Below are 13,526 nucleotides of genomic sequence, written 5' to 3' on the forward strand. Positions count from 1 at the left end.
AGTACAAAAGAATCTCAGAAAGATCAGATATCTTGATTTCCTTCACTACCTTTCATCTACTATTATACTTCTCTTTGTTTGAGGAAAGACATGACTGAACTAGCAGAACGTTTGCGAAAATTGGCCGATAATCTTTGGTGGAGCTGGAATCATGACCTTGATCGTGTGTTTCGCATCATCGACGAAGAGCTTTGGAGAAAAGTACACCATAATCCGGTGGCTTTTTTGGCCGATGTGAGTCCTGAAAAACTCGAAGCCAGACAAAATGACGCAAATATCTTAGCTGCAGCCATACGCGCCGAAAGCCGTCTTAGTTCGTATACACAGAACGAAGACACATGGGCCGCACGATATGCTGCAGGCCTATCAGCGTTTCCCGTCGCTTATTTTAGCCCTGAATTTTGCATTCATGAATCGTTGCCAATCTACTCCGGCGGTCTTGGCGTGCTCGCAGGAGATCATCTGAAAAGCTGCTCAGATCTTGGATTGCAGGTCTATGGAGTAAGTTTGCTTTATCGTCAGGGATATTTCACTCAAGAGATCGATGCCGACGGTCGACAGCACGAACACTATCATGAACTTCAAACCGATCGCGTCCCCGTCCAACAAGTAGTGGACGCTAAAGGTAAGCCCTTGGTGGTTGAAGTGCCTATTGGTGAATACGCCATGCTTTGCAAGGTATGGAAATGTGAAGTCGGTCGATGTGTTTTGGTTTTACTGGATATCACCGATTCACCCATCCGCATTGGCGGACGTACGGATAGCACCATTCCGCTGCGACTTCGTCTTTACGGTGGCAACAAGCACACGCGTATTTTGCAAGAGCTTGCTCTCGGCGTGGGCGGATACCGAGCACTGCGAGCTATGGGAATCAAGCCGAGTGTACTTCACTTAAATGAAGGACATGCGGGCTTTTGTGCACTCGAATCCATCGCCGAACTCATGGAAAACACCGGTTTGCCTTTTGACGAGGCCTCCAAAATCGTCGCCAATTCAGTTGCTTTCACGACCCATACCCCGGTAGCGGCGGGACACGACTATTTTGCGCCCACGATGGTACTTGAAAATCTGAGCTTTCTGCAACAACGGCTAAAACTAACCGATAAGCAGTTCCTTGGACTGGGTCGTGCCAATCCTGAAGACGACAACGAAGAATTTTGCATGACTATTTTGGGCCTGAAATTGTCACGACGAGCGAATGGTGTAAGCACGTTGCACGGTCATGTGTCTCGTAAAATGTGGTCGCATTTATGGCCACACAAAGAAGAGCATGAAGTGCCAATCGGCCATATTACCAATGGTGCACATGTTCCAACCTGGATCGCTATGGAGTTACAACAATTGTACAATGATTGTTTAGGAAGCGATTGGATCGAGCACCTATCTTATCCACGACGTTGGCGCGGTATCGATAACCTTGACGAAATTGAATTGTGGCAAACGAAACTTGCTCTGAAACGTCGTTTGCTTGATTTTGTGGCCCGTAAAGGCAGACGACAAGCAGAACGCGTTGGCAAAAAAGCCACGCCTAAGAAGCTTCGCGGCGATGTACTTACCATCGGATTTGCTCGACGTTTTGCGACTTATAAACGCGGCCTTTTGTTCTTTGAGGATATGGATCGCGCGAAACGAATGCTCACCAATCGAGAGCGACCGGTGCAGATGATCTTTGCTGGGAAAGCCCATCCTGCGGACGAGCCCGGCAAAGAAGTCTTACATCGCCTGATTGAGATCAGTAACGATCCCGATCTCTATGATCATGTTGTTGTGCTTGAAAACCATGATCGTAGTGTGAGTCGTCACATGCTTGAAGGTTGTGACGTGTGGCTAAACAACCCTCGCAGGCCGTTGGAAGCCTGCGGAACAAGCGGCATGAAAGCTATCTTTAACGCGACGCTCAACTGTGCAACTTTAGACGGCTGGTGGGATGAGGCTTATGACGGCCGAAACGGCTTTGCTATTGGCGAAGGTTGCATTCATGTTGATTCTGCAGTGCAGGATAAACGTGACGCCATTGACCTGATGGATGTTTTGGAACATCAAGTCATCCCTCAATTCTATGACCGCAACGGTGACGAACTGCCTCTCGGCTGGCTACGAATGGTCAAACACGCGCTGACGACTTTGGCTTGGAGGTACAATTCCGACCGCATGGTGATGGACTACGTCAAACACTGCTACCTTCCTTGTGCAAACGCGGATACTTCGCATATGCCGTAGCGTCCGCGTGAATAAGGCTTGACCAGCGGAGCTTCGCTTGTCAAACCATAGGCACGAAGTCGATGGGCAGCACAACACACAAATCTTTTCCAGGGCCCCACTCTGTTGCTTGGCTCGATCGCCTCGCTCAGAGTGAATGCCCCGCATTGACCATGAGGCGCGCGCGTCGCAGCGAGCGCAGTGGATCAAGTCAAGATCCGATGGTTTGGGCTTCTGCAGAGGGGAGCACGGTAAAAGACGTTGACGGCAAAAGCTACATTGATTTGTGTGCAAGTTTTGGTTCAGCCGCGCTGGGGCATCGTCATCCAGAGGTACAGAGCGCTGTAGCGCAACAATTGCAGAAGCTCTGGCAAGCCATGGGCGATTTGCAACCTGCCGAAGTCAAGATTCAATTGCTGGAGCGCTTGTGTGAACTAAGCCCCTGGCCTCAAAGCCGTGTGATGCTTGGATTAAGTGGCAGCGATAGCGTTGAAGCTGCGCTAAAGACGGCAGCTTTGTACACGGAGAAACCAGGCGTGCTTAGCTTTCATGGCAGCTACCACGGCCTAAGTTACGGCGCGCTTAGCGTCAGTGCCTTTAACGATGATTTCCGTGCACCATTTTCAGAAAGCCTCAACCCCCAAGTTCATTTTGCACCCTTTCCTCAAGCACATGATTCCGCTGAACAACTGATATCGCTTGTTGAAACTCACTGGCGCGCCGATATCGGCGCGATTTTGGTTGAGCCGATTCAATCCCGCGGCGGAATCAATCTTGGTCCGGCTCATATGCTCCCTAAGCTAAAGCAATGGTGCCACGATCACGGTGCCCTTTTGATTGTCGATGAGATTTACACTGGTCTTGGGCGTTGCGGGGCGTGGTGGCTCAGCGCCAACGAAAATCAAATCAGCGCTGACCTAATCTGCATTGGTAAAGCACTTGGTGGCGGTTTGCCCATCAGCGCATGCCTCGGCGCAGAGTCCATCATGCAAGCTTGGGCTAAGTCAGGCCACGAAGCTTTGCACACCAGCACTTTTGCAGGGTATCCATTGGCTTGCGCCGCTGCCCTTGCAACCTTGCAGGTCATTGAAACGCAAGCTTTGCCCGAGCGGGCCCAAACGATCGGCAATCGATTCATGGAGGCTCTGAAGCACGCGCTTAAAGAGAATTCCCAAGTTAAAGCCGTTCGTGGCCAAGGTCTTTTAGTAGGCATTGAGTTGGTTGAGCCAGGTGCCGCACTTAAGCTTTACCAGCAATTGCTGGAGCGTGGCTTTATCACTCTTATTGCTGGCAAAGACGCACGGGTCCTTCAGCTCTCACCTGCACTCACCATTGAAAGTGAACTACTTATCGATCGCTTTATTCCACAACTAAAGAAAAGCATGAACGAGCTCTATGGAGCATGATGCAGGCTACCAAGCTCTGAAAGAAGAGATTCGAAGCTTCATCACACGCTGCGCGGATGCGAAGCCTCGCGATTCTGAACGTGATGCGCTTATCGATCAAGCATGTGCCTATCAAGCAAAACATGTGCAGCCTTACAAAAACTATCTAGAGCATCTAAAACGAAGCATGCAGACGCCGGATCCATTTCGCTGGTCAGCTCTTCCTACCGACGTTTTTCGCTATGCACGCATTGCATCCCATTCTGCGGACAAAGACATCCGAGTCTTTCAAACATCAGGCACCACAGCAGAACACAGCGGCAAGCATCCCTTTGCTGATCTTAGTCTGTATCAGCAAGCAGCTCATCACGCTGCCAAAGCAGCTCTCTTCCCCGACCGAGAACGCATGCGCATAGTGATTCTCGCGCCCAGCGAAACAGAAGCACCCCACTCTTCACTGAGTTACATGCTTGCTCGTTTCATCGACGATTTTGGAACCCCAAACAGCATTTACGTTTGGAAGCAAAACAGCATCCAGATGACACTAATGAAAAAGGCACTCGATGAAAGTGTAAATCACGAGGAGCCAATTGCTTTACTTGGAACCTCTTTTGCCTTTGTTCATGTGCTCGATGAACTTCAACAAAAGTGGCAGTTGCCCAGCGCAAGTCGCATCATGCAAACCGGTGGCTTCAAAGGCAAAAGCAGAGAAGTTCCCCGCGATGAACTCGAAAAACAGTTAAGCACAAGCTTTGGAATACCTTCCTCACACATCATTGCCGAATATGGCATGACCGAACTCAGCTCACAAATGTATGAAAACAAGTTAGTGCGCGCCCTCGCGCAGCAGAGCTGGAAGCCGGGCTATTTTTGCGCGCCCCCTTGGGTGCGCGTTTCCATAGTCGATCCCGATGATCTTGCGTCTGTCGAGGAGGGCCAAGAAGGACTTATTGAAATATTTGATTTAGCTAACCTGGATAGCGTCTGCGGAGTGCTCACATCCGATCTTGGCATCAAAGACGCGAATGGCTTTTATCTACTCGGCCGCGCCCCCGGCAGCCTTTTGCGTGGCTGCTCGCTAGTTGCCGAGGAATTTTTATAGAGGAGCGATTCTTGAGACAGTTTGCAACACTTGCCTCAGGGATCAAGGATACCGGAAACTCACACAGTCATGTGATTGCTCGAAACCATGCAAGCTAGACCAGCAGGTCTTGGACTATGCTCACCGTTGTAGTAGTAAAAAATTTCTATAAACACAGTGCTGCCCATGAAACAACGAAAGAAATATCTCAGCAAAAGACTATACCTTTTGGTTTTGATTCTTGGATTTCTCGTGCTGACGATGGCTTGGCTGACTATCACCGTTCCACACAACGATCGGGATTGGACCGAGGATCAAAAACGGCTTGCTTGGGCAGATGTCAGAGGCTCTGTTGTTCACCTAAACAATGTTCGAGACTTTCGATACCGGAGCGACGAGGCAGGCGATTGGAGTCCTGCATGGTACGCTCATACCTTCGATCTCAATCAACTTCGCAGAGCTTACTTCTTCGTTGATGAATTTTATGAAGCATCTTCGTTGGCTCATACCATGGTGAGTTTTGAATTTGCTGAAGCTACCGGTCCACGCTTTGTTGTGTTCTCAGTTGAGATTCGCAAAGAAAAAGGCGAGCAGTACTCGCCCATCAAAGGCTTGTTTCGGAACTACGAAATCCAATACGTGATTGCCGATGAGCAGGATTCCGTCAAATTGCGAAGCGTCACACGAGGCGACAAGGTTTATATGTATGAAATCAAGCGACCCGTTGGGCAACTACGTGCTTTTTTTATGGACATGGTCAAGCGTTTGAACGCACTCAAGAAGCAACCCGAGTTTTACAACACCCTTTGGAATAACTGCACCACCAACCTTGTGAATCACTTTGAAACAGTTAGCGAGCACGATCTTGGTTTTGACTACCGGATTTTGCTTCCGGCTTACAGCGCCAATTTGGCCTACGAGCTCGGTTTGCTCGATCGAAGCCTTCCTTACGAAACCTTGCGCAAGAAAAGCCTCATCACTCGGCTGGCGCGAAAACACGCAAACGACGAGGACTTCTCACTGAGGATCCGTCATTCACTTCGTACTAGGTGATGTGCTTCTACATTGATATGTTCGTGATTCTAGCTCGCTTTTGGTGGCATCAAAACAATCAGAGCTAGTTCGCAACCATGTTAACCGTCATTTCAAGTTTACTCATCTAGGTCATCCTGCGGCATATATCCAAAAGATCGGGTTGATTGTCATTCAACCTGCGAATGAACAGGGTAAGGCTTGCAAGCATCTTGCATATCTCATTGGCTATCGTTATGAAAACCTCTTTGACCGCCCACGGTATATGCTCTGAATCAAACGCTTTAGACATATCTGCAAAAATTTTAACAAGCGCAGCGATAGCTTCCATAAGCTCCGCTTTCACAGCCGATATGCAATCGATATCGTTGGCACATTCTTCTAAACGCGCCAGTAAGTTTGTAATTCGGGTAATAACATCGTGCACGTTACCTCGGTATACGCCAACGAGTTCTTCCTCGGCCTCTGTAAGGTTAAGCGCACTTTCAGCAATTGCAACTTCGTACTGCTGAACCAAAACTTGCCATTCAGCACTCACATAGGTGTTTTCAAGCGAAAGCGAGTTTGCAGGTTGCCTCACCAAAAGCCAAATTGCACCGCCTAGAACAACTAAACCTGCTATGATGAGCACTCCCAGTAGCGGAATTTTTTCAGGGGTAGGAGCTGGATTGACAGCTAGGTAACCTAGCACCGGAGTAGCCAAGCTAATTTGGAGCTCGCCGCTAACTTTGATAAAACCAGAATCCATGAATCCGAAGCTCGGATCTTTGTTGCTTTCATCTTGAAGAAACGCTGTAATACCTAGGTCAGCCAGCTCGACCTGGCCGCCACGGAACTCTAGCCGGCCGTAATCGAAGTATTGCACCGGTATTCGTGGTAGTTCTGCGTTGGGATTCCCCACCGGAGCACCAGCGACATCCGGTAAACAAAAGGGCTCAGAGACAGGATTGCCGAGTCCTTTTGCGGATCCGTTGAATAAAGCATAATAGCTAAACGCTTGAGCGGCCTTGAAAGCGGTGCATCCGCCAATCTGCGTATCACTTGCAAACGCATTGCTGTCGAAAAACCGACGTCCCAACATCACACGATATACTTGTTGAGTGCTACGGTCGAAAATCAACTTGCCGCGCTTGTAGTACTGAACGATATTGGCTACTTGCTTACCATCTTCCTCGTAAGCACGATACAGTGGTTCACCGTATCTATCTCCGCAACTGTCAAGGCCTCCATTGGCCAACACGTGATCACTAAAGCGTTGCTCAATATAGGGCTTGTAGCTACCAGCTAACTTATCGACGCTATCCTCGTAATTTCCTGGGCCTATAAATTCTAGACCTACATCAGTTTGGTTGAGAGGGATCAGGTAGTAGCTTCCATCACCCATGGAAGCCCCATCATCGAAGCCGAGATAAGAACCTGTGCCCACGGAGCAAGCGCTTAAATAGGCGCTACCTAAACTAAGAATATTGTATTGACTTCTTTATCAATGCGAAAACCATACCAAAAAGACGGAACACATCAGCGTTTTGATTTAACCTATCATATCGACAAGGTACGCACGCATGCTAGGTTAGAAGTAAAAGGACAATGGGGCCAAGCGTACCCTTAGACGGGCAGTACTATACCCACTGCACACCGCAAAGCATCTATATGACATGCTGCACGTACACCCTAGTGTTCGTTTAAGAAAATCCTGAGCCGTTCGGCTTGTTCTTTGCTCTGCTACCTGTGTTGCCATTCCTTGAATTATCAAGGGATAGTCCTGCATCATGGCGCCTTGGCATTAGAGCTAAGCCCGGCGCCTCGGTGACTCAGGATTTTCTTAAGCGAACGCTAGTTGCGTATTTCATTCCAAAACTGTCCAACAAAGCCATCAAGGAAATCTTGGTGGATAGCAGCGCGTTCAAAATCTCGCACACGATCAGCTATCGCTTGTTCAAACCTTGGAATGTCACTACCTAGCATGTCAAGAACGTTGGCAATTCGAAGATCGTTATGAACGGTAAACTCAAGGGTTTGGTAGAGGCGATCAACCAAGGGTTGAGCGATAACCAAATCATTGGACAGTCGAAGGGTTGAAAAAAGGCCGTCCGCAGTTTGTTCTGCGTTCAACATGTACTTGGCGGTCCAGATGGTCTTTGCAAACGTTTCGACCATACCCTGGTATGCGGCATCAGGGCTTTTCGTAAAAATGTAGTCCAAATCATAGAGATAATCGAGTCGATCTGCGAGCTCGACAAGCCAAATATCGAGATCCCCCTGTGTGCGTAGCAGATGCCCAAACACCGTATACTCCGCAACGTATCTGTCAGCTTGCAACACCACAACAACGCTGTCGTAATCAACAAGGGGCTCCATCAAAGTCACAACACCATCGCCAATTGCCTTGTCGGCACCCATGATGCGATTAATTTCTCCATATAGAATCGAACTGAGTTCTAAGTCACTTAGAGGAGTGCTTGCCGTGCGCTGAGCCTCGCGGAGAATCTCAAGCCAAGGTGTGTTGAGTGAGCTTTGTTTTCGAAACAAGCTAACCGTTTCCTCAATCACATCATGCCCCTGCGCCAAGATCGCCGCGCGACGCAAATCGTACGGGGCCTCAACGGTATCGAGAATATGCTGCATCACCTGGGTGGGATGTGCAGCGTAGGCAATGCCACTTTTTCTTACGTGTTCCCAAGTGCTTTGCATATTCAAAATAAATGAGCGAACAGTAAGTTCGTCATTGTGAAGAGAGCCCAACAATAGGCGACGCGTGCTTTCGTCTAGCGACAAAAATACGCGGACACTCTCATCGAAGTTTTCCAAGGGTAAAACTGTCCATAGTTCCCTGATCGAGTCATTCAAAACAACAAACCGGTGTGATGCCATGGTAATTTGTGTTGCAATATCTTGCACTCCACCCGCCGCCGGAAAACCAGAGCGAGCGAGGGTACCATCGGGCAGGGCCCAGTCGATGGCCCGAGCTTGACGATAAGTAGAAAGCGCATGTTTGACCGAAAGGATCACATCGAGCGCGCCAAGACCAAGGTTGATAGCAGCAAGAGTTGATTCAATCGCAAAGCGTTTCTGAAGTGCTTGAATGCGGCTTTGTGATTCAAGACCTTCGGAGGTCCCAAAATACCGGAAGGTTCGTGCCCAGCGCGCAAGCTCCGCGGTTTCTGAAACCTGAGCCGCAAAGAAAATCGCATCACCAAAGCAAACCATTGACGCTGCCGCCGGAAGCAATGGACCGCCGCTGGCCAAGCCCACTACCGAGGCCACAAGACAGCCCAGCGTAGACCAGGTATGCACCTTGTCGTTTTGCGAAAGCTGAGCAAGCATGTAACGATGATAGGGCCCCAAGTCGGGATGCTGCTCAAGGAGGGTTTCATTGAGCAAGGCCAAAGGCACAAGCTCTTCGATTCCAACCTGACCTGCTTCAAGCTTCTGAGCCAAGCTCGTGTCATAGTGTGCACTCTGCGCAAGAGCTTGATTCACAGCAGAAACAAAGTGCGGCAGCGTGCCTGGAATGAGCAAGGTCGTAATTGAGAACTTCCAAGCGTTGGCTCGATCGACGTGTTCTGAAGGGTGTTATAAGTACTCAGCGCAGCCTCTTCAAGCCCTGCAAGTTCAAGCAAGGGATACGACTCGGCCAGCATTTCCGTCAGACTAAGCGCATGCGTCACGTAGCCCTCCACAGCAAAGGGAAACTCCACCAAACGCGCACGCATAGCGCACGCTTGACTCCCCTGCTCAAACGCTGAAAGACCCGAAGGAAGCACTGTCGTAGCCAAGGCATTAAACGTGTTTTTCAGCGATGCAATCGGGTAGTACTGCGAGTCGCTACCGGCTACTTCTTCAAGACCTTCGATAAGGTTGTAATACATCGCCAAGCATGCATCGGTTTTAGTATTGATCGGGTCTCGCCCTTGAGTGGGATCGAGATGAGCCGGGGTAAAGCTTTTGTTTGAAGTCGCATCAAAGAGCTCGGTGAACAACTCCGAGCAGTCACGCAGCTGCGGGCTCCAAGAAAAAGTCTCCTTAAAACTGCTTTGCTCTTGCATGTAGCCGTGCACCAAATCATTGAAGGCACGAGCTTGTTTCTTTATGGAAGCTATCGCTGCAAACTCTTCAACCAAATCTACCGCGCTTTGCACATCTTGGATGCGCATCGCAATCGCATTTCGCTCTTGCTGCGCCCGGTAACGAACTTCGCTTACTAGGCTGCGCTTGGTGTAGCCGCCATTGGGTGTATTAATGTAATCATTGTCCCCAATAAGTTCATCAAAGTAGCGCTCTTGTAAACTGCCCATATTGGAAGGAGGAGCCGGTACAGTTTCTGAACCAAAGAGCTCCTCGTCCTCGGTATCGGCCACCGGCGCATAGCCTGCGCACTCATGCTGCGCAACGCATTTACCTTCGTGCGAGAGCAACGTACCTGCCGGACAATCCTCACTCCATGCATACGGCTCTGAAAACGTATTGGCGCCTTGTGCTTCCCCAAGCCCTGTTTCCCCTCCGGGTTGGCAGCTCAACAGGGCCAAAGCAAACACAGTAAAAATAGCTGCCTGCAATCGGTTTAGAGTCATTGTTATTAAAGAGCGAATTTTTATTGTCTCTCGATCTTGAAGGGTTCAGGGAGACGAAATGGGTATCCATTGCCAAACTGTAATTTTCGGATCGGAACCGTAGTTTTGGACCTCAATAAAATTAGGTGCCCAATCGGCCTCGGGCATCATGCCACTAAACTCAAAGCGCACTTGCCTTGTGTCGAGCCCGGGAAAGCTCCGGCCAGAAACAAATTCAATGACCTGCTGAGGATTTGACAGAGGTGGACTTTGAATTTTTAATTCTTCGGTGGCGATGCGACGAGCGGCGGCGATATGCCCTTCGCCCGCACCAAGCTCAACCTTCTCCGAGGCAGACCATGGAAAGTTGCGCACCCGGGCTCGTACAGATCCATCATTAAAGCTCACGCGCCCCTTCGCATCAAAGGCAAATGCGCCAGAACTGTCGCTGGTAAACATGCCTGCCGAATCATATTGAAATGTTTCCGCATGCTGCAGAGCAAACGCTGTTGCCTCCTCAGGACCGAAGCCCGCATCAGCATTAAGAAAGACTTGCATGGTTTCGCGAAGAATATAATCCTGAGCGCCGTCGGAATAGTGATAGAAAACTGCTGCGAGTTGCGTCTCACGAAGGAGCTTTCCGTCCGATGTTTGAACCAAACGAGAGGTGCCTTCTTCAAGCTCTTTCCAGAACGAGTCGATACTCTTTGCGCTTCCAGTACCCCATTCGTCGACGGGAATGCCTGCAGCGTGCAAACGAGTTGCAAGTTCATCGATACTTGAAAAGCTCAATGGTTCAAAAACCTCATCTACACCCGCCGCCGGAAAACCAGAGCGAGCGAGGGTGCCATCGGGCAGGGCCCAGTCGATGGCCCGAGCTTGACGATAAGTAGAAAGCGCATGTTTGACCGAAAGGATCACATCGAGCGCGCCAAGACCAAGGTTGATAGCAGCAAGAGTTGATTCAATCGCAAAGCGTTTCTGAAGTGCTTGAATGCGGCTTTGTGATTCAAGACCTTCGGAGGTCCCAAAATACCGGAAGGTTCGTGCCCAGCGCGCAAGCTCCGCGGTTTCTGAAACCTGAGCCGCAAAGAAAATCGCATCACCAAAGCAAACCATTGACGCTGCCGCCGGAAGCAATGGACCGCCGCTGGCCAAGCCCACTACCGAGGCCACAAGACAGCCCAGCGTAGACCAGGTATGCACCTTGTCGTTTTGCGAAAGCTGAGCAAGCATGTAACGATGATAGGGCCCCAAGTCGGGATGCTGCTCAAGGAGGGTTTCATTGAGCAAGGCCAAAGGCACAAGCTCTTCGATTCCAACCTGACCTGCTTCAAGCTTCTGAGCCAAGCTCGTGTCATAGTGTGCACTCTGCGCAAGAGCTTGATTCACAGCAGAAACAAAGTGCGGCAGCGTGCCTGGAATGAGCAAGGTCGTAAATTGAGAACTTCCAAGCGTTGGCTCGATCGACGTGTTCTGAAGGGTGTTATAAGTACTCAGCGCAGCCTCTTCAAGCCCTGCAAGTTCAAGCAAAGGATACGACTCGGCCAGCATTTCCGTCAGACTAAGCGCATGCGTCACGTAGCCCTCCACAGCAAAGGGAAACTCCACCAAACGCGCACGCATAGCGCACGCTTGACTCCCCTGCTCAAACGCTGAAAGACCCGAAGGAAGCACTGTCGTAGCCAAGGCATTAAACGTGTTTTTCAGCGATGCAATCGGGTAGTACTGCGAGTCGCTACCGGCTACTTCTTCAAGACCTTCGATAAGGTTGTAATACATCGCCAAGCATGCATCGGTTTTAGTATTGATCGGGTCTCGCCCTTGAGTGGGATCGAGATGAGCCGGGGTAAAGCTTTTGTTTGAAGTCGCATCAAAGAGCTCGGTGAACAACTCCGAGCAGTCACGCAGCTGCGGGCTCCAAGAAAAAGTCTCCTTTAAAACTGCTTTGCTCTTGCATGTAGCCGTGCACCAAATCATTGAAGGCACGAGCTTGTTTCTTTATGGAAGCTATCGCTGCAAACTCTTCAACCAAATCTACCGCGCTTTGCACATCTTGGATGCGCATCGCAATCGCATTTCGCTCTTGCTGCGCCCGGTAACGAACTTCGCTTACTAGGCTGCGCTTGGTGTAGCCGCCATTGGGTGATTAATGTAATCATTGTCCCCAATAAGTTCATCAAAGTAGCGCTCTTGTAAACTGCCCATATTGGAAGGAGGAGCCGGTACAGTTTCTGAACCAAAGAGCTCCTCGTCCTCGGTATCGGCCACCGGCGCATAGCCTGCGCACTCATGCTGCGCAACGCATTTACCTTCGTGCGAGAGCAACGTACCTGCCGGACAATCCTCACTCCATGCATACGGCTCTGAAAACGTATTGGCGCCTTGTGCTTCCCCAAGCCCTGTTTCCCCTCCGGGTTGGCAGGCGTTCAGCGCAAAGAACGTAACAATCCCAATATAAATAAGAAGAGTCCGATATATCATGCCTTGTAGCCAAGCAAAAAGCAGGCCAGCGAAAATGTGCTGAGTTTTCAGTATGTTTTGAACGAGAGGTCCGTATTTAATGTACAACACCGCTATACCACTATGGTCTTCTCAAAAATGGTAGAGTTTTCAAAACGATATGGTGGGGACTCTATTACCCATCCATGGAGCACGAAACGCGCTACAAAACGCGCCAAGGTGTTTTCCAGCTGCAGAATCTACTATTTCCGCGTTAGGTCTTATAGATGTAGCAACACGCCCACATGTGCTTCTTTTGCTTTACTGAAGATCCATGGGTTCTAAATGAAGCGTGATGAACTTGTTGCCGTAGGCAAAGGGAACAGTGGCTTTGTATGGTTTGCCGTCTACAGTGAACTCAAAACCCACTCGATAAGACCGTTCGGTTGCGCAGGTAGAGCGCAAGTGGCCTGATCAGCAAACTCCCACTTGTTGCCATCCCAATCGAAGGTGATGCTCTCGCCGTCATTAATCGCGGCATCGGTTGATGCATAGGGCACAGTTGGACATTCGCTTTGTGGGTAGCCACATTCGGCAACGTCACAAGGGCGCTCATAGGCAAAACTTTGCCCCACGGCCTGCAAACTTCCTAAACCATCAAACGCGATCACAGCTCCGGTATTGTTAAACACCTGAAACTGCGTGCCCACTGGGTCATCCTGGCAGGCCCCAAGTACGAGCAAAAGTAGTACCCCTATCGAGCGCATGGCCTTTTACATAGGCAAAAACAATGCCAAAACGAAAGAGAAAAAGATGCCTGATTTCGGGAAAGCAAAA

Annotated in this window: 11 protein-coding genes; 4 read left to right on the top strand and 7 right to left on the bottom strand. The window is 49.8% G+C overall.

Annotation, left to right across the window (positions count from 1 at the left end):
- The first annotated feature begins 90 nt into the window (after nucleotides 1-90).
- The 4 genes from glgP to IPJ88_01280 all read left to right on the top strand — a co-directional run bounded on the left by glgP (nucleotide 91) and on the right by IPJ88_01280 (nucleotide 5,718).
- Nucleotides 91-2,220, top strand: coding sequence for an alpha-glucan family phosphorylase (gene glgP / locus IPJ88_01265; protein QQR90405.1), 2,130 nt, complete (start codon nucleotides 91-93; stop codon nucleotides 2,218-2,220).
- A gap of 152 nt (nucleotides 2,221-2,372) precedes the next feature.
- Nucleotides 2,373-3,605 (top strand): aspartate aminotransferase family protein, encoded by a 1,233-nt coding sequence (locus IPJ88_01270; GenBank protein ID QQR90406.1) that lies wholly within the window; start codon nucleotides 2,373-2,375, stop codon nucleotides 3,603-3,605.
- Nucleotides 3,595-4,686, top strand: coding sequence for an acyl-protein synthetase (locus IPJ88_01275; protein ID QQR90407.1), 1,092 nt, complete (start codon nucleotides 3,595-3,597; stop codon nucleotides 4,684-4,686). Before IPJ88_01270 ends, IPJ88_01275 begins: the two co-directional genes overlap by 11 nt.
- A gap of 213 nt (nucleotides 4,687-4,899) precedes the next feature.
- Nucleotides 4,900-5,718 (top strand): DUF4105 domain-containing protein, encoded by an 819-nt coding sequence (locus tag IPJ88_01280; GenBank protein ID QQR90408.1) that lies wholly within the window; start codon nucleotides 4,900-4,902, stop codon nucleotides 5,716-5,718.
- A gap of 106 nt (nucleotides 5,719-5,824) precedes the next feature.
- Here the strand turns inward: IPJ88_01280 and IPJ88_01285 are convergent, their stop codons facing one another.
- The 7 genes from IPJ88_01285 to IPJ88_01315 form a co-directional block, all read right to left on the bottom strand.
- A complete protein-coding gene (locus tag IPJ88_01285) occupies nucleotides 5,825-7,123 on the bottom strand; it encodes a hypothetical protein (GenBank protein ID QQR90409.1) in 1,299 nt (432 codons plus the stop codon).
- A gap of 407 nt (nucleotides 7,124-7,530) precedes the next feature.
- Nucleotides 7,531-9,177 carry a hypothetical protein gene (locus IPJ88_01290; protein ID QQR90410.1) on the bottom strand — a complete coding sequence of 549 codons (1,647 nt, stop codon included), beginning with the start codon at nucleotides 9,175-9,177 and terminating at the stop codon, nucleotides 7,531-7,533.
- Nucleotides 9,174-10,268 (bottom strand): hypothetical protein, encoded by a 1,095-nt coding sequence (locus IPJ88_01295; protein ID QQR90411.1) that lies wholly within the window; start codon nucleotides 10,266-10,268, stop codon nucleotides 9,174-9,176. The genes IPJ88_01290 and IPJ88_01295 overlap by 4 nt, the downstream gene beginning before the upstream one ends.
- Nucleotides 10,269-10,313: 45 nt before the next feature.
- Nucleotides 10,314-12,140, bottom strand: a complete 1,827-nt coding sequence (locus IPJ88_01300; GenBank protein ID QQR90412.1) for a hypothetical protein — start codon at nucleotides 12,138-12,140, stop codon at nucleotides 10,314-10,316.
- A 10-nt stretch (nucleotides 12,141-12,150) separates the two neighbouring features.
- Nucleotides 12,151-12,315 carry a hypothetical protein gene (locus IPJ88_01305; GenBank protein QQR90413.1) on the bottom strand — a complete coding sequence of 55 codons (165 nt, stop codon included), beginning with the start codon at nucleotides 12,313-12,315 and terminating at the stop codon, nucleotides 12,151-12,153.
- 47 nt (nucleotides 12,316-12,362) lie between these two features.
- Entirely contained in the window at nucleotides 12,363-12,731 is a 369-nt protein-coding gene (locus IPJ88_01310) for a hypothetical protein (protein QQR90414.1), read from the bottom strand.
- Between the two features lie 365 nt (nucleotides 12,732-13,096).
- Nucleotides 13,097-13,456: a hypothetical protein gene (locus IPJ88_01315; protein ID QQR90415.1), complete on the bottom strand. Its 360-nt coding sequence runs from the start codon at nucleotides 13,454-13,456 to the stop codon at nucleotides 13,097-13,099.
- Nucleotides 13,457-13,526 lie beyond the last annotated feature (70 nt).

The organism is Myxococcales bacterium (assembly GCA_016699535.1).
GTDB lineage: Bacteria > Myxococcota_A > Polyangia > Polyangiales.